Source organism: Halotalea alkalilenta DSM 17697 (genome assembly GCF_000621205.1).
In the GTDB taxonomy this organism is placed as follows: Bacteria; Pseudomonadota; Gammaproteobacteria; order Pseudomonadales; family Halomonadaceae; genus Halotalea; species Halotalea alkalilenta.
Genome location: NZ_KK211232.1, coordinates 76,496 through 97,537 on the forward strand (window position 1 = coordinate 76,496; position 21,042 = coordinate 97,537).

A 21,042-nucleotide genomic window follows, 5' to 3' on the forward strand; every position below is an offset into this window, starting at 1 on the left:
GAGGCTGAAAGAGCGCGAACCGCCGGCTCTTCAGCCGCGTGGAGCGTCCGAGCCGTTCGGCCGTGGCGATGAGCCCAATATCGTGATCACCGCCACGGACAGGCGGACCTCAGGGCTGGCTCGAAAGCCAGCCATCGCCCAAAGCGTCAGCTCATCACGCGATCGTCGATGTAGCGACGCTCTTCGGGGGGCGGCGGGAAGTACTGGTAGAGCCAGGTCTCGCTCAGGGTATCGTCACCGGAACGCAGGAACAGTCGCATATCGATCGGGTCCACCGCGTCGCTGGTCGGATACCAGTCGAACAGGATGCGATAACCGTCGAACGGTTCGACGTAGAGCACATGGACGTCCCGAACCTCCCCACCGGAGATGGTGATCACCGGCTCGATGCCGCCACCAGAGGGATTCTTCAGGCTGTCGCCGACGAAGTCGACCGCGAAGCGACGCGCCCATACCTCGGGGAAATGCTCGCCCGGCGCCCATCCTTCGATGAACCCCCCCATCCCGGTGCGGGTCGCGTAGACGTTCGCCAGCGGGCTGCTGACCGGCGGCCTGGCGCTCCAGTACAGTCGATAGCGGTAGCTGTACTCCTGCCCCGCCTCGATCGACTTCTCGGGCTGCCAGAAGCAGACGATGTTGTCGAGCGTCTCGCCGGTGGTCGGGATCTCGAGCAGGTTGAGCGAACCTTTGCCCCAGTCGCCGAGGGGCTCGACCCAAAGGCTCGGACGCTTGTTGTACCAGCCGACGATATCCTGGTAATTGTCGAAGTCGTGGTCGAGCTGGAGCAGCCCGAAGCCCTTCGGGCTGTCATCGGCGAAAGCGTTGAACTGCAGCTTCTGCGGATTGTTGAGCGGGCGGCAGACCCACTCGCCATTGCCGCGCCACATCGCCAGGCGGTCGGAATCATGGATCTGCGGGTGGATGGTGTCGCACATCCGCCGTTCGTTGTTGCCGCAGCTGAACATGCTGGTCATCGGGGTGATCCCCAGCTGCTCGATCGCTGCCCGGGCATGGATGTGCTTGTCGATCTCCATCACCACCCGCTCCGCTTCGCAGTGGATGACGAAGCGATAGGCGCCGGTGGCGCTGGGTCCATCGAGCAGCGCATAGACGGTGAACGTGGTGTCGCTGGCCGATTTCGGCGTCTCGAACCAGAAGGCAACGAAGTCGGGAAACTCCTCGGTCTGGTCGGTGAAGGTGTTGATCGCCAGGCCCCGGGCGGAAAGGCCGTACTGGTAGGTGTCGTCCACCGCGCGGAAATAGCTCGCGCCGAGGAAGGAGACCACGTCGCGGCTGGTCAGCTCCGGGGCCTTGAACGCCTTGAAGCCGGCGAAGCCGAGATCGTCCTGGCCTTCCAGCTGGGAAGTATCGACACCAGCGTCGTTGTAGTTGAAAAGCTCGGGACGGAAGTGCACCTCTCGCGCCTGACGCTGCTCGGGATCCACCGAGAACATCCTCACCCGACGCTTGAAGCCCATGCCGACGTGGAAGAACTGCACGTCGAGCTGGCGCCCTTCGATGTCGTACCACAGCGAGTGCTCGGCATCGTACTGAATCGCGTTGTAGGCTTGTGGAGCGAGAGTGGCCAGCGTGCTCGGCAGCTCGCCGGGCGGGCCGCTGAAGGGCTGGCGGGAAAGGTCCAGCGCCATCTGTCGCAGCGTGTCGAAATCGAACGTGGTCGCGCTACCATCGGCGATATCCACATCGGCGGCGATCGCCGAACGCGAAATCGCCGCCATCGAGGGGACGCCAAAGTAGGCGGCGAAGGCCAACGAGGCCTTGAGAACAGCTCTACGATCCATACCGAAAATCGTCCTGTGTGGGCGATGGGTTGTTCGCTGGGAGCAAAGCTTAGGCCGCGGGCCAAGCTCCAGAGGGTTCGACGGTATACGACAAACGTAAAGCCGTATAGTGCCCTACGACTTGTCTGAAAAGTGACTGAACACGACGATCGCTTGTTGAAAAGCGCCTCGAGGCAGTCCTGCCGCAGTAAGCCTACGCCGCTTGCTCGCTGCGCTCGTCGACTTTTCGGGCGAACCTGGCCCGACCTTCAACGTATCGGCAATTCGACACCGTCGAATACCGATTCCTCGTGATTGACTCCTGCGGCCATCGCCGCCTCGACCCGGTCGCGGTCCAGGTGCGGCGCAAGCCGCTCGAGGAAATCGAACATGTAGCGGCGCAGGAAGGTACCTCGCCGGATGCCGACATTGGTGGTCGAGAACTCGAACAGATGAGAAGCATCGACCGCCACCAGCCCCTGCTCGTCGGCCTCGACCGCCATGTGCGCGACGATGCCGATGCCCATTCCCAGGCGCACGTAGGTCTTGATCACATCCGCATCGGCGGCGGTGAGCACCACGTTGGGGGTCAGGCCGCGCGCACGAAAAGCCTCGTCGAGCTGCGAGCGCCCGGTGAAGCCGACGGTGTAGGTGATCAGCGGCAGTTCGGCGAGCTGCTCGAGCGTCAGCTCGCCAGGTTTGATGCCGGCGAGCGGGTGCCCTTCAGGCACCAGCACGCAGCGATTCCAGCGGTAACAGGGCAGCACCACCAGGTCGTTGTAGAGCGCGAGCGCCTCGGTGCAGATGGCGAAGTCCGCCTTGCCATCGCAGACCAGCTGGGCGATCTGACGAGGATCGCTCTGGTGCATGTGCAGTGCGATACCGGGATAGCGCTCACCGAAAGCCTGGATCACCGAGGGCAACGCATAGCGCGCCTGGGTATGAGTAGTCGCGATGGTCAGCGCCCCGCGCTTCTCGTCGCTGTGCTCCTGCGCCACCTGCTTGATGTTCTCGACCGTACGCAGCACTTGGCCGGCGAGCTCTATCACCGCCCTGCCGGCCGGCGTCACCCGGGTCAGATGCTTGCCGCTGCGGGCGAAGATCTCGACACCGAGCTCGCCCTCGAGCAGGCGAATCTGCTTGGAGATCCCGGGCTGGGACGTATAGAGGCTCTGCGCGGTGGCGGAGACGTTGAGATTGTGGCGGGAAACCTCCCAAACGTAGCGTAGCTGCTGCAGTTTCAACGCTAGTGCCCTCTAGAGGATCGCGGATTTGCTAATGCTATCAAGGAATAAAATCATGAACAAATGTTCCTTTTGGCTATAAATCATAGGCATTAGGTTGCACGCACTGCGCCGCGCGGCCACCCAGGAATCCACGAGGGTTTCGCTGTTCGCGTCCCGCCGGCGACTTCACCTCGACCCGAGTCACTCGCATGGAACTGAGTCAATTTCTCTTTTACGTCGTCGCTGGCGCCGGCGTCGGCCTCGCCATGGGCTGCACCGGCATCGGCGGAGGCTCGCTGATGACGCCGATCCTGCTCGCCGTCGGCATCCCGCCCCAGGTCGCGATCGGCACCGACCTGCTCTACGCCTCGGTCACCAAGGTCAGCGGGCTGATCAGTCACCAGCGACGCGGCAACATCGACTGGCGGGTCATGGGACTGATGAGCCTCGGCAGCGTGCCCGCCGCCTTCCTTACCGTGATCGCCCTCGACCGCTTCTTCACCGACTCCCAGGACTACGCGGCACTGCTCACCGATGTGCTCGGCGTGATGCTGATCGTCACCGCAGTGATCCTGATCCTGCGTGGACCGCTGGTTCGCCTGGCGCTGCGCCACGACGCCTGGGTCAGCCGGCGCGCGCCCGCCCTGACGGTGATCTCGGGCATCCTCCTCGGCATCTGCGTGACGCTCTCCTCAGTGGGTGCCGGGGTATTCGGCACTGCGGTACTGATGCTGCTGTACGCGCGCTTCGCACCGCGCAAGATCGTCGGTACCGACATCGCCCACGCGGTGCCGCTCACCTTCGTCGCCGGCACCGGGCATCTGTTCCTGGGCAACATCGATTTCGCCCTGCTCGCGGCGCTTCTGGTCGGTTCGATCCCGGCGATCCACTTCGGCGCGGTGCTGGCCCAGCGGATGCCAGAGGCGCTGCTGCGCTGGATCCTCACCCTGCTGCTGCTGGGACTCGGCCTGCGCTACGCGCTGCTATGATCCTTCTCCCGCGGATGAACGAGCGGCGAAGCCACGGGCGCGGGCAGGGATAGCAAGCCTGTATGGGGGCGATCGTCGGTGGGTATTTGCCCCCCGCACGCGCAGCCGCTACCATCTGCTCATTCGATCGTACCCACCTCGATGGGAGCGGTCCCCCAACTGACTGGAGATTCAGGATGGCCAACAACGTGGACGTCACCGGCAGCAACTTCGATCAGGAAGTGCTGCAGTCCGACAAACCCGTACTGCTCAAGTTCTGGGCCCCGTGGTGCGGCCCTTGCAAGATGATGGCACCGGTGGTCGAAGAGGTCGCCGAAGAGCGGGCCGAGGGCCTCAAGGTCGTCAGCATCAACGTCGATGACGCGGCCGAGATCGCCGCTGAACAAGGCGTGCGCGGTGTACCCACCGTGATCATGTTCAAGAATGGGCAGAAGATCGCGTCGCTGGTCGGCGCCCAGTCGAAGTCCCAGCTGACCCAGTTCATCGATCAGAACGGCTGAGTCGATGACGCTGCGGGCCCGATGCAGCGAGCATGATGAAATGGGCATGAAAAGGAAAAGTCCCGTCTGACAGCAGGCGGGACTTTTCTTTGGCTGCTCGGGGCGAGCGCCCTGCCCTAACGGCGGCTGCGCCGCCGTCGCTCCTCGGTGGGGCCGATCAGAACCGACAGCCAGCGCGTGTCGGGGTGGCTGTCGAGCAGGATCTTCAGCGACATGGTCAAGGGCACCGAGAGCAAGAGCCCTACCGGACCGAGCACCCAGCCCCATACCACCAGCGACATGAACGCCATCAGCGTCGACATGCCCAAGGCATGCCCCATCAAACGCGGCTCGATGATGTTACCGGTGATGAAGTGGACCGAGCCAAGCACCCCGCCGAGCACGATCGCCAGCAGCACGCCGCCATCGGGCATCACCAGCGCCAGCAGCACCGGCGGGATGGCCGACAGGAAGGCGCCGATGTTGGGGATGAAGTTGAGCAGGAAGGCAAGCACGCCCCAGATCAGCGCGAACTCGACGCCCAGCGCCCAGCAGGTCAGGGTGGTGAGGACGCCACAGGCAACGCCGATCTCGCTCTTGACGATCAGATAGCGCTGCAGGCTCTCGGAAAACTGCTTGAACCGGGTCAGGCTCTTCTGCGGATTCTCGAAGGCGATCTTGAGCTTCTGCGGCAGATCGAGGATCTCGTAGATCATGAACACCACCATGATCACGATGATCACCGTCTGCGACAGCGTATCCCCCACCCCGCTGAGCAGCGTCGGCATGTACTGCACCAGCTGCGAGGGATCGAAACTGCCCGCGATCGCGCCGCGATCGATCGGCACGCCGAAGTCCTCGATCCAGTTCAGTCCCTGGCCGTAGAGCGCGCTGAGCCGGTCGGAGATCATCGGCATCTGATCGCTGAACTCGCCGAACTGGCTGCCGATCAGCAGGGTGAAAAGACCGATGATCAGGCTTACCAGCGCGAGCACGACGCATACCGCTAGAGTCACGTTCCAGCCACGCTCGACCAGCCATTTCACCGGCCGGGCACAGAGGATCGCGATGAACAGGCTCATCAGGATCGGAATCACCAGCGTGCTGCCGAGCCGGAGCCCACCGATGACGATGAAAAGCGCCGCAGCGACGATCACCAGGGTGAAGGGAATCGTACTGACGTTTTCCGTGCCCTTCTGCTCGTTGTCGTCCAACGGACGCTCGGGATCCACCATGGCAGCTATCGCTCCGAATCAGGAATCTTTCGACGGCGCGTCCAGCGCCGCCCTGGCGAGCATGCGCCGCTCAGAGAGCCAGCGCAGCAGCAGGTTGGCCCCAAGCGTACTGAGCAGCATCATCAGTACCATCGGCCATACCCCTGGAATTCCGATCGCACTGATCAATCCCCCCGAGAGCGCGCCCGCAGTGAACTGCACGCAGCCGAGCACGGCGTTGGCGGTCGCGCTCATCTGCGGAAAGTAGTCGAGCATCGAGGAGACCGCATTGGGGTTGATCAGTCCGCTCATACCGACGAAACACATCACCAGCACGGCGATGAGCGGCACCGAATCGAGACCGAGCGCCACCGTCGCCGCCAGGGCGATGCCCGCGCATAGCTGGATGCCGAGACCGATCTTGAGCAGCCTGCGCGGCGAGTGGCGGGACAGCAGCCGGATGTTGACGCGATTGGACCCCGCCATCACCAGGATGTTGATCCCGAACAGCAGCGGATAGGCCGCCGGCGAAACGCCATAGTAGTCGAGATAGACATAGGGCGAGCTGGTGATGAACGCGAACATCCCAGCGAACGACAGCGCCACGGCGAAAATGTAGCCCATCGCCGCCCGATGGGTGACGATCTGGCGGTAATGGCCGAGCACTTGCCTTGCAGAGGCCGGGCGCTCGGGCCGCACCGACGTCTCCGGCAGCAGCCACAGCACCGACCCCAGCACGCCCAGGCCGTAGACCGCGAGGAAGGCGAAGATCAGCTGCCAGCCACCGATGTAGAGCAGCGCGCTGCCCAGCGCCGGCGCCAGCAGCGGCGCCAGCAGCAGGATCATCACCATGGTCGAGAGCACCTTGGCCGCCTCTCGACCGGAAAAGCAGTCGCGTACGATAGCCGGCGAGTTGACCACGCAGGCGCCGCCGCCGAGCGCCTGGATGAAGCGCCAGAACCATAGCGCATGGAGACTGTCGATCATCGTCAGCGCCAGGCTCGACACGATGAACGTCAGCACCCCACCGATCAGCACCGGGCGGCGGCCGAGGCGATCGGAGAGCGGACCGAACAGCAGCTGGCCGAATGCAAAGCCGAAGAGGAAGATGCTGATCGAAATCGAGGTGTGGTGGACGCTCGCGCCGACGTGCTCGGCGAGCATCGGCATCGCCGGCAGATAGGCATCGATAGCGAATGGCGCCAGCGCGGTGTTGGCCGCAACCAGCAGCGCCAGGCGCCTGGCACTGATCGGTTTCAAGGGTCGCTCCTACGTACCGCGGAAGGACATGGAGCGCCGGCCGGCGCTCCATGGGATGGCTCACTGCGATGGGGTATCGGGTGCCGGCTCGGGCTCCTGGTAGTCGAAATCGCCGCTGGCGAACGGATCCGCTCCCTGTCCACCATCGATCTCGAACTGCCGGCGCTGCATCCAGGCATCACGGATGAAGGTGTAGCGATCGCCGTGGATCAGCTGCTCCTGGTCGAGATAGCCTGCCCGGGTATTGACCACGTCGATGAAGCGCAGGCCCCAGCGCACGTAGTTGTCCTCGATGTGGCGGGTGACCGAAACGTACCAGTCGCCCGGCAGGCCGGCGGTGTCGCGCACAGTGCTCGGACCGAGCAGCGGCAGCATCACGAAGGGACCCGAGTTGGCACCCCAGGCGGCGAAGGTCTTGCCGAAGTCCTCGTCACGCTGCTCGATCCCAAGGCCCGTGGCCGGGTCGAGGAAGCCGCCGAGGCCGAGCGTGGTATTGATCAGGAAGCGACCGAGCGAAGCACCGAAGATCGCCGGATTGCCCTGGAGCACCCCGTTGGCCATGTTGCCGACTTCGGAAAGGTTGCTGAAGAAGTTACCGACGCCGTCCTGGACCGGCTGCGGCGTGACCGCGTCATAGCCCTGGGCGACAGGACGCAGCGCGTAGCGATCGAGCGTGTCGTTGAAACGGAACACACCCCGGTTGAACCCTTCCCAAGGATCGTTCGGGGTGCCGTCCTGCGTATACATCCCAGCGCAACCGCTCAGCGCCGCCGTTGCCGCCGCGGCGAGCGCGAGTCTGCTCCATCCATTCATACCGTTGGTTCCCTTGTATTCAGACGCCGCGGGTCTTTCCCCTCGCCATCGCCTCGTTCCGCGCGACCTCTGGCGAGAATCCTTGGAAAAAAACGTCCCGGCATCGTTGGTTAGCCACGCTCGGGCTCAATCGCACCATCATAGCAGGACCAAGCCCTCCGGCAATCGAGCATCTCGATCACCGATCGCTATCCGCCATCGCTCGCCTCGCGCCAGCGCTTCTCGAGCCGCTTCGCCGATACCGCCTCCAGCGTGCCGAGCTGCTGGGCGAAGAGCGAGACGCGAAACTCCTCGAGCCACCAGCCGAACTCCCTGAGCCAAGGCTCCACCAGGCCGCTTTTCTCGCCGCGCGCGACCCGCTCGTCCAGCCGGCGCTGGAACGTATTGACCTCTTCCATCGCCAACTGATCTCGGCGCACCTCGCGTGGCGCCTTTTCGAGCCGGATCAGCGCAGCCTGCATGTAACGTGGGTAGTGGGCGAGCCACTCTCCCGCCTGCTGGGCGAAACCTTTGTGTACCAAGCGCGCCATCTGCGCCTTGAGGTCGGCATAGGTCAAGGCGAGCTCGAAACCGATCCGTCCTTTCTTCAGCGCCCGCATCACCTCGAGATGCCCCTTGAGTGCAGCCTCGAGCTGATCGAGCAGACGCTCGGCGAGCTCGCCGAGTTCACCGCGCCGCTGGTCGAGCCGCTCGCGCATCTCGCCGGCGGACCGCGGCAGCGGGTCGAACGAGAAAGCACGCAGAAACAGCGTATCGATGAAATCATCGATCAGTTCACGCTTGGAGCCGACCTGGGCATAGAGCAGGGCGATGCGCTCGAGCCGGGAGAGCCTGGCGAAATAGCGCGCTTGGTCGGGCAGCGCTCGCATCGCCGCGCGCTTGACCCCATGGCGATGCCGCTCGTAGGCCTTCCCGGGATGATCGAACAGCTGGATCCCAAGGGTCTCGCCCTCGTCGACCAGCGCCGGGAACAGCTCGACCCGGATGCCAGCCTGCTGGCGCTGCTCGCGCTCGGGAATCGGCGTCTCGGGCCAGTGGGAAAGCCCGCTTCGCCCGGCCTCCCGGCCCGCACCGGCGAGCGCCGCGGCACCCTCGCTCGCAGCACCGCGAAAGCGCGCGATCAGCGCATCCAGCTCACGCCCCTCGCCAAGAGTGCGTCCATCGTGGTCGATCACCCGAACATTGAAGCGCAGGTGGTCGGGCAGCTCGATGTCCTCCCAAACGCCGGCTTCGAGTCGCGTGCCGGTCTTCCTGCGCAGGAACTCCCCGAGCGCCTCCCCCATCGGTTCCCTTCCCGGGGTGATCGCCTCGAGCGCCGCATCGACCCAATCCGGAATCGGCACCACCTGGCGACGATACTGTTTGGGCAGCCCCTTCATCAGCGCGATCGCCTTTTCCCGGCGCAGTCCCGGCACCAGCCAATCGAGCCGCTCGCCGGGCAGGGTGCTGAGCATCAGCGCCGGCACCGTCACGGTCACACCGTCATCCGCCGCGCCCGGAGCGAAGTGGTAAGAGAGCGGCAGCTGGACGCCGGCGAGCTCGAGGGTATCGGGGTACTGGACCTCGGTCACCTCTTCGGCCGCGCGCGCCATCAGCGCCTGTTTGTCGAGAAACAGCACCCGGGGATCGACGCGCTCGGCCTGCTTGCGCCAGTGCTCGAACGAACGGCCATCGTAGACCTCCGCGGGGAGGCGCCGGTGGTAGAAATCGTAGAGCGTCTCTTCATCGACCAGGATGTCGCGACGCCGCGCCCGGTCCTCGAGCGATTCGACCTCGTCGATCAGCGCGCGATTGTGGGCGAAGAAGGCTCCCTGGGTACGCAGCTGCCCCTCGACCAGCGCAGAGCGGATGAAAATCTCACGTGCCTCGACCGGCGCGATCGCACCGAACGCCACCTTGCGCTGGTTGACCACCGGCAGGCCGAACAGGGTCGCCTGCTCGAACGCGACCACCTGGGCACGCTTGGCCTCCCAGTGCGGCTCGCTGTAGCTGCGCTTGAGCAACCGCCCGGCCGCTGCCTCGACCCATTCGGGCCTGATCATCGCAAGCTCTCGGGCGAACAGGCGCGAAGTCTCGAGCAGCTCGAACGCCATCACCCACTTGGGCGGCTTCTTGCCCAGCGGCGAGGCCGGATGGATCATGAACTTGCGGTTGCGTGCGCCGAGATACTCCCGCCCCTCGAGCTTGAGCCCCAGGTTCGACAGCAGACCGCTGAGCAGCGCCCGGTGGAGGCGTTCGTAATCGATCTCCCGCTCGCCCTGGCCCGCTTCCGCCTCGCCGAGCTCCAGCTCACGGGCGAGCTGGCGCAGCTGACGAAAGGTGTCATGCCACTCGCGAAGGCGCATGTAGTTGAGATAGCGGCTGCGGCACCAGCGTCTGAGCGCCGCCGCGGACAGCTCCTCGCGGGCGGCCTCGAAGCCATGCCAGAGGTTGATCCAGGCGGCGAAATCGGAGGCCGGGTCGCTCCATTCACGGTGCGCCTGGTCGGCCGCCTCGCGCTTGTCGCCTGGCCGCTCGCGCGGGTCCTGCACCGCCAGTGCACTGACCACGATCAGCGTCTCGCGCAGGCAGCCCAGCTGGCCGCCCGCGAGCACCATCCGCGCAAGCCTCGGGTCGATCGGCAGTCGCGCCAGCTTGCGTCCGAGCGGGGTGATCCTGGCCTCCTCCACCGCGCCGAGCTCGTCGAGCAGGCGAAAGCCATCGCGGACGAAACGCGGGTCGGGCGGATCGATGAATGGAAAATCGGCCACGTCGCCGAGCTTCAGTGCCAGCATAGAGAGAATCACCGAGGCGAGGTTGGTTCGCTGGATCTCGGGCTCGGTGAAAGGCGCCCGGGAGAGGAAATCCTCCTCGCTGTAGAGGCGAATGCACAGCCCCTCGGCGACGCGCCCGCAGCGCCCCTTGCGCTGTTCGGCGCTGGCCTGGCTGACCGCCTCGATCGGCAGTCGCTGGATCTTCGAGCGATAGCTGTAGCGGCTGATCCTGACCAGCCCCGGGTCGATCACGTAGCGGATCCCAGGGACCGTCAGGGAGGTCTCGGCGACATTGGTGGCGAGCACGATGCGCCGGCCGGTGTGGGGCGCGAAGACGCGATTCTGCTCGGCATTGGAGAGCCGCGCGTAGAGCGGCAGCACCTCAGTGTCCCTGAGCCCCGCGCGGCGCAGAGTGTCGGCGGTCTCGCGGATCTCGCGCTCGCCGGGGAGGAACACCAGCACATCGCGGGGCCCGGTGCCCCAGCGCTGCTGCCGTTCGACCGCCTGAATCTCCTCGACTGCATGGAGTATTCCCTCCTGCAGGCTGAGGTCCTCTTCGTCGTCACCATCGCGTACCAGCGGCCGATAGCGGGTCTCCACCGCGAAGGTACGTCCCGAGACTTCGATGATCGGCGCGGGCACCAGCCGCCCTTCCCGTTCACGGCCGAAGTGCCGGGCGAAGCGCTCGAGGTCGATGGTCGCCGAGGTGATCACCAGTTTCAGATCATCCCTGCGCGCCAGCAGCCGCTTGAGATAGCCGAGCAGGAAGTCGATGTTGAGACTGCGCTCGTGGGCCTCGTCGATGATGATCGTGTCGTAGCGCAGGAGATCCGGGTCGTGCTGGGTCTCGGCGAGCAGGATCCCGTCGGTCATCAGCTTGACCCGGGTGTTGGGCCCGGTGTTGTCGGCGAAGCGCATCTGGTAGCCGACCGCCTCGCCGAGCGGCGTATCGAGCTCCTCGGCGAGCCGCGCCGCCACCGAACGCGCGGCCAGCCGCCTGGGCTGGGTGTGGCCGATCAAGCCACGCGCGCCGAGGCCGAGCTCGAGGCAGAGCTTCGGCAGCTGGGTGGTCTTGCCCGAGCCGGTCTCACCGGCGATCACCACCACCTGGTGATCGGCGAGCGCCTCGAGGATGGCCTCGCGCTTGCCGCTGACCGGCAGCGCCGCGGGGTAGTCGAGCTTGAGTGGCTGGGCCCGGCGCGCGGCCACCCTAGCGCAGCTCGCCTCGAGACGAACGGCAAGCTCGGCCGCGGCGCGATCGATGGGTTTGCCCTGCGCGGCGCGGCGCTCGAGCCCAGCGAGCCTTGCGGCGATCGCGCGGGCATCGGCGAGCGTGGCGCCGGCAAGGCTCGAACGCAGGGCGGCTAACGAAGGTGAAGCGGGATGGGATGGCGCGAAATCGCTCAAGGCGGCCTCTTGATCGAACCTGACTGACCTGACGGACATGGCGCCCGCGTCGGCGGCAATGGTAATCCTCCATTCTAGCGCCGAGGTCGCCGATCCCCAAACTTGCGCCAGCTTTGTCAAGCGAGGGTGAATCGGCCTAATCTGGACCCCACTCGGCGCATCTCGCGCCGCCTCTCCCGCCATTGAAAGGACAGGTCATCAGATGGGCAAGATCTTCTCCGACAACTCCGAGACCATCGGCAACACGCCGCTGGTGAAGCTCAACCACGTCACCTCCCACCCGCGTCTCTACGCCAAGATCGAGGCCCGCAACCCGGCGCTCTCGGTGAAATGCCGGATCGGCGCCAACATGATCTGGGATGCGGAGAAGCGCGGTGTGCTCAAGCCCGGGATGGAAATCATCGAGCCGACCTCGGGCAATACCGGCATCGCACTCGCCTACGTAGGCGCCGCGCGCGGCTACAAGGTGACCCTGACCATGCCCGCGTCGATGAGCTTGGAGCGCCGCAAGGTGCTCAAGGCGCTCGGCGCCGAGCTGGTGCTCACCGAACCAGCCAAGGGCATGAAGGGCGCGGTCGACAAGGCCACCGAAATGCGCGACCAGGCGCCCGAGCGCTACTTCATGCCGCAGCAGTTCGACAACCCGGCCAACCCCGAGATCCACGAGCGCACCACCGGACCGGAACTCTGGGACGCCACCGATGGCGAGCTCGACGTGCTGGTCGCCGGTGTCGGCACCGGCGGCACGCTGACCGGGATTTCGCGCTACTTCGAGCAGGTCAGGGGCAAGCCGCTCTATTCGGTGGCCGTCGAGCCGGCGGAGTCACCGATCATCTCGCAGCGGCTCAACGACCAGCCGCTGACGCCCGGACCGCACAAGATCCAGGGGATCGGCGCCAATTTCATCCCCTCGAACCTCGATCTTTCGCTGGTCGACCGGGTCGAGCCGGTCGCCGCCGAGGAGGCGATCGAGATGGCGCGCCGGCTGATGAGCGAGGAAGGCATTCTCTGCGGTATCTCCTGCGGTGCGGCGGTGGTCGCGGCGCTGCGACTCGCGGGCGAAGCTGAATTCGCCGATCGCTCCATCGCAGTGATTCTCCCCGACAGCGGCGAACGTTACCTCTCGAGCCCGCTGTTCGAGGGACTGTTCACCGAAAAAGAGCTCGGCTGAGCAGCGCTATTCGTCCAAGTAGCAGGCCCGGCATTCGCCGGGCCCGCTGTTCTTCCGCCTCGGATCCGATACCGGCTGCATCTAGAGCCTCGGTTCACGCCCGTCGGGACCGACGCTGGGCTCCGCGCGGCGGCGGCGTCTGATTCGCCTGCGCCGCTCGCGCCAGGCGAACAGCGCCCACAGCAGCACGATCAGCGCCGCCAATAGCCATGTCCAGGGCTCGAGCACCAGCCGTTGCGCCTGCGCGCTCCACTGCGGCGCACGACGCTCGAGCTCGCTCCAGATCGCCTGAGGAGTCCAGTCGAACGGCTCGGCGGCCTCGACTTCCGCTCGCGGCTGCTGCTCCATTCGCTCGGCCTCCACCGGCGCGTCGTCGAGCCGGGCACCTGCGAGCCCGATCGCCGAGTCTGGATTGATCACCACTGGCGGCAGGGTGATCTCGCGCGGCGTGCCATCGGCGTCGAAACGCGCGTGGATCTCCACCTCGACACGCTGGCTCGGCAGCGACTCCGGCGGCGGCAGCACCACCTGCCAGCGGCCGTTGTGCTCGCGCACCTCCAGCGGCTCGCCAAGCAGCGTCGCCTCGATCTGCGTCGAGCCGGGGTCGAGCCGTGGATCCATCGGCCGCAGCTCGATACTGCGCTGGTCCGGCGCCAGATTGGCCTCGATCGCCGGTGCGATCGCAACGCTCCACTCCCGCTCGCGAGAGAAACCATCGCCCTCGGCGCTGATCACCACCCTCGCGTCGCCACGCCGGCCGGCATCGAGCGCCGAACCAGGCAGCACCGCGCGATAGCGGCCGTCGCCTTCAGCATTCAGCGGCCGCTGGACGATCAGCCGATCATCACCGTCGATCAGCCTCGCCTGCAGCCGGGGCGCTTGCTCGCTGGAGGGTACGGCCCCCTCGAGCCAAGCCTCGATCGGTACATCGGCGTATTGATAGAGCGTCGCCGGCGGCGCGACCCCACTCAGCCGCAGTCCGCCATCGGCGAACACCCGGCTACCTGGGTCGAGATCGCCATCGATACGCCACTCTCCCGCGGCCGGCTGCTCGATGGTGACCAGATCGAAGAAGCGATCGACCACCCAGCGCGAGATCGGCGCCTCCTCGCCCACGTCACCGCTGCCGAAGCGGCGACCGTCAGGCGTCACCAGCACCGGGGAAACCGCGACGCCGCTGCGGCCGTGGAACACCAGCACGGTGATCCGCTCGATCCCGGGATCGACGTTGAAGCGATCCCCCTCGAACGGCAGCTGGTCACGATCGACCACCCGGCCGAGCACACCGAGGAACGAGCGCATCAGTTCGCGCGACCCTTCGGCCTCGGAGGCGAGCCCGCCGGTAGGCTGGGCAAGCTGGCGCAGTAGCGCGGTATCGGCCAGGTCGGTGAGACCTATGGTATCGATGGTCACGTCTTGCGCCGCGAGCGACGGCGCCTGCTCGACCAGCCGCTGGCGCGACTCGGCATCGCGCCGCACCTTGTCGCCGCCCGCCGGCAGGTCGACCCGGCCATCGGTGAACAGCACCACCCTGCGCGAAGGATCACCCTCGGGCGCGAGGGCCGCGTCGAGAGCGGATTCGAGATCGGTATGCTGCTGGTAGTCGAGCAGCCTCGGCAAAAGATCCAGCGCCCGCGAGCGCCAGGCCGGGTCGATCGGCGCCAGCGGCAGCGGATTGGCAACCTCGGTGCCGAAGGTCCAGATGCCGGCACGCTCGGACGCAGGGAGCAGTTCGATCAGCAGCTTGAGCGCGCTGGAGCGCACGTTGTCGGGGTCGCTCTGATGCATGCTGCCGGAAACGTCGACCACCATGCGCACGTCCGCCCCGGCCAGCGGAGTGGTCAGCGCCCCGAGTGCGGCGATCCCGGCCCCCAGTGCCCAGCGTCGCCAGCTCACCGCGCAGGCGAGGCTCACACCGAAGGCTCCTGGCGTGCACCACGACCGTCGTAAGCCTCGCGGGCGGTACGATGGCCTGGGCGTCGTCCGCCGGCACGCGGCGGTGTACGGCGGATGGAGATCAGCACCCCCACGGCCGCGCCCACCAGCGCGCCGATCGACAGCACCAGCAGCGCCGACCCAGGACCGCGGTTGAGCAGATCGAGCGCGGTGATCATCACCGCCGGCGCAAAACCCCCGAATCCAGGATCGTCGGTGGTCGCCGGGATGGCGTAGTACCAGGGCGTCCACAAAAGCCCCGCCACCAGCCCCACCAGTGGCCAGCGTATCCGACGGGGCAAAAATCCGATCGCGAAGTAGCCCGCGCCGAGCACCACCAGTGACAAGATCGCGTAGGCGAGCCACAGTAGCGGCAGAGAATCGGTCATCAACACGCGTTCATCTCCAAAATGATTCGCTTCATGTTACCCACGAGCCTATGAAAACACAGTCATCCCCGGGTTCCCTCCCCGCCGACCACGCACCACTTTCTCCGAGTCGCCGTTTCCATCGCGACGATGACCCACTGTGGCATTGGCTCGAGGATCGCGATAGACCCGAGGTGAAGGCCTTCCTCGAGGCGGCCAACGCAGAGAGCGAGGCCTGGATGGCACCGCTTCAACCGCTGGTGGAACGACTCTACCAGGGTCATCTGGCCCGCCGCGAGTTGGCGGTCGAGGGACTGCGCACCGCACTGGATCGCTACGTCTACTGGAGCGATACCGCAGTCGACGCCGACCATCCGGTATGGCGCCGACATCCGATCGGCGCGGAGGACCAGGTGGAGGTGATCCTCGACCTGCAGTCGCTGTCCCAGCGCCAGTCCTACGTCGAACTCGGCGACATCGCGCTCTCCCCCGACGAACAATGGCTGGCCTGGACCATCGATACGCAGGGCGACGAATACTTCGAACTCTATCTGCGCCACCTGCCGGCGGGAGAACCAGTATGCATCGCCCAAGGCATCGGTGCGGAGCTGGTCTGGGCGGAGGACGACCGCACCCTGCTGTTCACCCGCTTCGACGCCACCCAGCGACCGGCCACCGTATGGCGGCTCGACCGCGAGGCCGGCGAGGAGCAGCTGGTGTTCGAGGAGCCGGACGTCGAGTTCTGGGTCGGGCTCGGCAAGACCCGCTCGCGGCGCTGGCTGATCATCGAGACGGCGTCCAAGGATACTTCAGAGACCCATCTGCTGCCCGCCGACCGCGCTGGCGCATCGCTGCTTTGCCCACGGGAGCGCGAGCCAGGGGTCGAATACAGCCTCGAACACCGCCCTGGGACTTTCTACGTCCTACATAACCGCGTTTCGAGCCACTTCCAGCTCGACATCGCCGCCGAGCTGACGCCCGGCGACTGGCAGCCGTGGATCGCGCCGCGCGAGGAGACCACCCTGGAGGGCGTCGACGCCTTCTCCTGGGGCGTGGTGCTGACCGAGCGTGACCACCAGGAAGCCCAGATGCACCTCAGGGTGATCGACCTGGCGCCGAGCGATCCAGCGACCTCGCTGAGATCCGCGCTCGAGGGCCACGCCCCCGAGCAGATCAGGCTCGACGACTGGGTCACCCTGGCCGAAACGCCGTCGAGCCTGTCGCTCGAGGACGTACCGGACTTCGACGCCCGGGTGCTCAGGCTGCGCGAGGAGTCGTTCGTCACCCCGCCTCGCTGGGTAGCGCTCAATCTGGACAGCACCGAGCGCACCCTGCTCAAGCAGCAGCGGGTGCATGGCGACCTGCGCCCCGAGCAGCTGCTCTGCCGCCGGCTGTGGGCGACCTCCTTCGATGGCGAACGCGTCCCGGTGTCGGTGGTCATGCGCCGCGATCTCGCCGAGCGGGGCGAGCGACTTCCGACCCTGCTCTACGGCTATGGGGCCTACGGCACGGTACTGGATCCGTGGTTCTCGATCTCCCGGCTCGAGCTGCTCGACCGCGGAATCGCCTTCGCCGTCGCCCACGTGCGTGGCGGCGGGGATCGCGGCGAGCCCTGGTATCTCGCCGGCAAGCTCGAGCACAAGCAGAACAGCTTTCGCGACTTCCTCGCCGCCCGTAACGCGCTGGTCGAGGCCGGGATCAGCGACCCCGAGCGGATCGCCGCCTACGGCGCCAGCGCAGGCGGGCTGCTGGTCGGCGCAAGCCTGAACCTGGACCCGCAGGCGTTCTGCGCCGCGATCCTCGACGTGCCGTTCGTCGACGTGCTGCGCACCATGGAGAATCCCGACCTGCCGCTGACCACCGCCGAGTACCTCGAATGGGGCAACCCGTTCGATCCCGACGTACGCCGTCGCCTGCAAGCCTACTCACCGCTCGACAACCTCGATGCCCTGCCCTACCCGCCGATGTTGCTCCAGGGCAGCTGGCACGACTCGCGGGTGCCCTATTGGGAACCGGCCAAGCTCTACGCGCGCCTCTCGGAGTTCGGCACCGCACGGGGCCCTGTGCTGCTGCGCACCGACATGGCCGCCGGCCACGGCGGCGCTTCGGGGCGTTTCGACGCCTGGCGGGACAGCGCCCGCCAGGATGCCTTCCTGCTCTGGGCGTTCGGCCTCGCCGACGCCGAGCCGCTGCCCCCGCCCGCCGACGCCTGAAAGGCGCTCAGCTCTCGAGCGGCTCGACGTCGACGGCGACGGTGAGCCGCTGCTCTCCACCGCCGCTCATCACCCCCTTGAGCGGCGCCACGTCGGCATAGTCGCGGCCCCAGGCATTGATCAAGTGCTGCTCGGAGGGCAGGCTGCCGTTGGTCGGGTCGAGCTCGAGCCAGCCACTGCCGGGGAGATGCACCGCAAGCCAGGCGTGCGAGGCGTCGGCGCCGATCAGGCGCGGCTCCCCCGGAGGGGGCACGGTCTCGAGATAGCCGCTGACGTAGCGGGCGGCGAAGCCGAGCGAACGCAGACAGCCGATCATCAGATGGGCGAAGTCCTGGCAGACACCGCGGCGGCTGCGCAGCACTTCATCGAGCGGGGTGGCCACGGTAGTGAAGCCGGGATCATAAGTGAACTCCTCGAATACCCGGCGATTGAGATCGAGCACCCCCTCGAGCGCGCTCCCTCCCTCGCGAAAGCTCGGCCGCGCATAGTCGGCCAGCGCCCGCGAGCGGCGCACGAAGGCCGAGTCCAGCGTCATCATCCGCACCGCCAGCGCTTCCGGATCGCTGAGCGGCGGCAGGATCCGTGACTCCCGCCAGCCCAGGCGGTCCTCCACCGGTGCCGGGCGGGGGCCGCTCTCCAGCCGCGTCGCGACCGAGACTTCGAGCGCCACGTGGGGCTCTTCGAGTGAGAAGTAGAGCAGCTGGTTGCCGAAGGGGTCCTCTCGCTGCACCCGAGTGGCCGGAGTCGGCACGATCGATATCTCGGAGGGCTCGCAATGCTGCCAGGGCAGCGCGCGGGGCAGCATCCGGGCTTCGCTGTGGCACAGCGTGACGGTGGCGGCGTAGTCGTAGCGCGTGGTGTGGCGAAGCTGGTAGATCATGGCTGCACCTGCATCTCGAGCAGCTGCCGAGGGGTTTCGACATGGGCGAAGTGGCTGTTGCTGACCGCTTCGGAGAGCTCGCCGAGCGGATCGAGCAGCGCGTCCAGCAGCGCGCTGAGCGCCTCTCGCGCGCTCGGCGAATGCGGCAGCCCCGCCAGCGCTGCCACATCGGCGAGTTGCAGGGTGGTGGAGGCACGGATCACCAGGCGCTGTTCGCTGGATCTGTAGGGCGCACTCGACGGCTGCGGCAGATGGTCGATCTGGCGGCGCAGCCGTTTGAGCATGTAGCCCACCGAGCGCGGGTTGCCCTCGTCGAACAGCAGCAGGTCGAGGATCGCACTGGGGTGCAGCTCGCTGCGATAGCGTCGCCGGTAGGCGGTGAAATTGTCGGTGGTCGCGAGCACCATCTCCCAGGCCGCGGCCCCGTTGTGCTCGGTATCCACCAGCGCAAGGCGCAGCAGCGCCAGGGTGTTCTGGCAGCGTTCGATGAAGCGGCCGATGTCCATCAATCGCCAGCCATAGTGGTGCGGCATGGTCTCGTTGCACAGGCCGAAGAAAGCGGCAAGTTCCGGGACCGTGCGCTCGCAGGCGCGGCGGCCGACACTCGCGCTGGTGCAGCGCTCGAACTCCTCGCCGACGTTGTTGAGCACCCGCCAGGCGTCGTCGCCAAGGTGGTCGCGCACCGCCTGGGAGTTGCGATGCACCGCTCTGGCCAGCGTCGTCAGTCCGTCGGGCGCGTCGGGGGAGAAGAGGCTCAACAAGCGTGCGCGAATCAGGCCGAAACGCTGCTCGCCTTCGGCCTGGGCCTCGAGCGGCTCGAGCTCGAGCGCCTCCAGCAGGCCGTCGAGGCTGGGATCGGCGACGCTCGACTGATCCTGCTCGAGCAGCCTCACCAGCGCCTCGCGCAGGAGCCTCGCGCGATTGTCCAGGCGCTCGCCATAGCGGCCGAGCCAGAACAGGCTGTCGGCGACCCGGCTGGGCAGGTCGATGCCATCGCGGGTCACCAGCAGCGGCTCGCTGGCCTGGCGCAGCTGGCTGACGTGGGGCTGCGGCGAATCGGCCAGCACCCAGACGTCCTTGACCACCTCGCTGTTCACCGAGGGATGGCCGGGCTCGCCCACCCAGGCGAGACCGCCAGGCATCACTCGATAGGCGACCTCCTCGAGGCTGCCGTCGGCGGTGCTGGAGTCCAACGAACAGAACATCCGCAGCGACAGCGGTTTCGGCACCAGCCGTTGCCGTTCGGCGTCGAACACCGGTCCACTGGCGGCGGCCAGCGGACGCTGGGCGACGAATTCATCGGGGTGGGCGACGATTCGCTGGCGCAGCCGCGCAAGCCCCTGGGCGTCGAGCCGAGCGGCGTGCACCGGCGCAGCGCCAGGTTCGAAGCTGCGCAGGATCAGCCCGGGCAGCTCGTCCAGGGTGCGCTCGAGCGCATCCGGCGCACCGCACCACCAGCCCTCGGGCCCCTCCAGCAGCAGCGGCTCACCGAGCAGCCGCTCGCAAAGCGCCTGCCAGTAGGGTTCGAGCACCGGATGCTCGAGCACGCAGCTGCCGATCGGATTGGCGAGGCGCACGTTGCCCGCCCGCGCCGCCTGGGCAAGCCCAGCGACGCCGATCACCGAGTCGGCGCGAAGCTCCAGCGGATCGCACCAGACGTCGGACATCCGGCGCAGGATCACATCGACCGGCTTGAGCCCGCCGAGGGTGCGCATCCACACCCGCTGGTCGCGTACCACCAGATCGAGGCTCTCGACCAGCGGCAGGTTCAGATAGCTGGCGAGGTAGGCGTGCTCGAGATAGCCATCGCTGCCGGGCCCCGCGGTGAGCAGCACCACGTTGGGATGTTCGCGATGCTGGGGCGCGAGCGAGACCAGCGCACGGTGCTCGTCGGCGAGCGCCCCGGCGAGCCGGCGCAGCGGCGCATCGCGGTAGAGATTCGGCATCGAGCGGGCGAGCACGATACGGTTTTCCAGCGCATAGCCGCTACCGGCCTGCGATTGCACACGGTCGGCGATCACCCGCCAGCGGCCTTCGCTGTCGCGGACCAGGTCGACCCCGAGCGAGAACAGCGCGGCGCGCTCGGTATCGAAGGAGTGCTGGCAGGGCGGCAGCCACCAGCCCTGCTGGAACAGCGCCTCGGCGGGGATCAGCCCCTCGCGCAGCGTGCGCTGCTCGCCGTAGAGATCACGCAGCAGCGCATCGAGCAGCCGGGCACGCTGGGCAAGCCCCGCCTCGAGCAGCGGCCACTCGTGGCTGTCTATCACCAGCGGCAGCGGGTCTACGCGCCAGCTGCGCGCGGCGCTCCCGAGCGCGCGACCGTTGAAGGTCACGCCGTTCTCGTGCAGCAGCCGCTGCGCCTCGAGACCGCGCTGGGAGATGCCGTCGAGGCCGAGACGAGCGAAGTTCTCCAGCAGCGCGTGCCAGTGCGGGCGCAGCTCGCCGTCGTCGCCGAGCAGGCTGTCGAAGCCACCGACGCTGCGATAGCCGGCCAGCAGCGCTGAGAGCACACCGCTCGGCATGGGGGTCAAAGTGATCGTTTCCTGGTTCATG

The 21,042-nt window shown here is 66.8% G+C and carries 14 protein-coding genes; 4 read left to right on the forward strand and 10 right to left on the reverse strand.

Annotation, left to right across the window (positions count from 1 at the left end; genetic code table 11):
- Positions 1-146 precede the first annotated feature (146 nt).
- Together Q376_RS0118020 and cysB are read right to left on the reverse strand one after the other, a co-directional pair.
- Positions 147-1,802 carry a glucan biosynthesis protein D gene (locus Q376_RS0118020; protein WP_027351483.1) on the reverse strand — a complete coding sequence of 552 codons (1,656 nt, stop codon included), beginning with the start codon at positions 1,800-1,802 and terminating at the stop codon, positions 147-149.
- 248 nt (positions 1,803-2,050) lie between these two features.
- The gene (gene cysB, locus Q376_RS0118025) at positions 2,051-3,025 is read right to left on the reverse strand and encodes an HTH-type transcriptional regulator CysB (RefSeq protein ID WP_027351484.1); all 975 of its coding nucleotides are present in this window, start codon (positions 3,023-3,025) and stop codon (positions 2,051-2,053) included.
- A 191-nt stretch (positions 3,026-3,216) separates the two neighbouring features.
- Between cysB and Q376_RS0118030 the strand changes: the two genes are divergently transcribed.
- A complete protein-coding gene (locus tag Q376_RS0118030; RefSeq protein ID WP_027351485.1) occupies positions 3,217-3,996 on the forward strand; it encodes a sulfite exporter TauE/SafE family protein in 780 nt (259 codons plus the stop codon).
- Positions 3,997-4,172: 176 nt separating this feature from the next.
- On the forward strand, positions 4,173-4,496 hold the full coding sequence (gene trxA, locus Q376_RS0118035; protein ID WP_027351486.1) for a thioredoxin: 324 nt from the start codon (positions 4,173-4,175) through the stop codon (positions 4,494-4,496).
- A 116-nt stretch (positions 4,497-4,612) separates the two neighbouring features.
- Here trxA and Q376_RS0118040 read toward each other — a convergent pair whose 3' ends face one another.
- The 4 genes from Q376_RS0118040 to hrpA all read right to left on the reverse strand — a co-directional run bounded on the left by Q376_RS0118040 (position 4,613) and on the right by hrpA (position 11,961).
- Positions 4,613-5,710: an AI-2E family transporter gene (locus tag Q376_RS0118040; RefSeq protein ID WP_052365504.1), complete on the reverse strand. Its 1,098-nt coding sequence runs from the start codon at positions 5,708-5,710 to the stop codon at positions 4,613-4,615.
- Between the two features lie 18 nt (positions 5,711-5,728).
- The gene (locus tag Q376_RS0118045; protein WP_043448658.1) at positions 5,729-6,949 is read right to left on the reverse strand and encodes a Bcr/CflA family multidrug efflux MFS transporter; all 1,221 of its coding nucleotides are present in this window, start codon (positions 6,947-6,949) and stop codon (positions 5,729-5,731) included.
- Between the two features lie 60 nt (positions 6,950-7,009).
- Complete coding sequence (locus Q376_RS0118050) at positions 7,010-7,762, reverse strand: MlaA family lipoprotein (RefSeq protein WP_027351489.1); 753 nt, start codon at positions 7,760-7,762, stop codon at positions 7,010-7,012.
- Between the two features lie 188 nt (positions 7,763-7,950).
- Positions 7,951-11,961: an ATP-dependent RNA helicase HrpA gene (gene hrpA, locus Q376_RS0118055; RefSeq protein ID WP_043448663.1), complete on the reverse strand. Its 4,011-nt coding sequence runs from the start codon at positions 11,959-11,961 to the stop codon at positions 7,951-7,953.
- Between the two features lie 163 nt (positions 11,962-12,124).
- Between hrpA and cysK the strand changes: the two genes are divergently transcribed.
- The gene (gene cysK, locus Q376_RS0118060; RefSeq protein ID WP_027351491.1) at positions 12,125-13,093 is read left to right on the forward strand and encodes a cysteine synthase A; all 969 of its coding nucleotides are present in this window, start codon (positions 12,125-12,127) and stop codon (positions 13,091-13,093) included.
- An 81-nt stretch (positions 13,094-13,174) separates the two neighbouring features.
- On the opposite strand, the gene Q376_RS23400 is transcribed toward cysK, so the two are convergent.
- Together Q376_RS23400 and Q376_RS23405 are read right to left on the reverse strand one after the other, a co-directional pair.
- The gene (locus tag Q376_RS23400) at positions 13,175-15,007 is read right to left on the reverse strand and encodes a vWA domain-containing protein (RefSeq protein ID WP_052365505.1); all 1,833 of its coding nucleotides are present in this window, start codon (positions 15,005-15,007) and stop codon (positions 13,175-13,177) included.
- Complete coding sequence (locus Q376_RS23405; RefSeq protein WP_052365506.1) at positions 15,004-15,417, reverse strand: hypothetical protein; 414 nt, start codon at positions 15,415-15,417, stop codon at positions 15,004-15,006. Before Q376_RS23405 ends, Q376_RS23400 begins: the two co-directional genes overlap by 4 nt.
- A gap of 50 nt (positions 15,418-15,467) precedes the next feature.
- Here Q376_RS23405 and Q376_RS23410 point away from each other — a divergent pair, with 50 nt between their 5' ends.
- The gene (locus Q376_RS23410) at positions 15,468-17,609 is read left to right on the forward strand and encodes a S9 family peptidase (RefSeq protein WP_043448667.1); all 2,142 of its coding nucleotides are present in this window, start codon (positions 15,468-15,470) and stop codon (positions 17,607-17,609) included.
- A gap of 7 nt (positions 17,610-17,616) precedes the next feature.
- On the opposite strand, the gene Q376_RS0118080 is transcribed toward Q376_RS23410, so the two are convergent.
- Positions 17,617-18,489 carry a transglutaminase family protein gene (locus tag Q376_RS0118080; RefSeq protein ID WP_027351492.1) on the reverse strand — a complete coding sequence of 291 codons (873 nt, stop codon included), beginning with the start codon at positions 18,487-18,489 and terminating at the stop codon, positions 17,617-17,619.
- On the reverse strand, positions 18,486-21,041 hold the full coding sequence (locus tag Q376_RS0118085) for a circularly permuted type 2 ATP-grasp protein (protein ID WP_027351493.1): 2,556 nt from the start codon (positions 21,039-21,041) through the stop codon (positions 18,486-18,488). Before Q376_RS0118085 ends, Q376_RS0118080 begins: the two co-directional genes overlap by 4 nt.
- Position 21,042 lies beyond the last annotated feature (1 nt).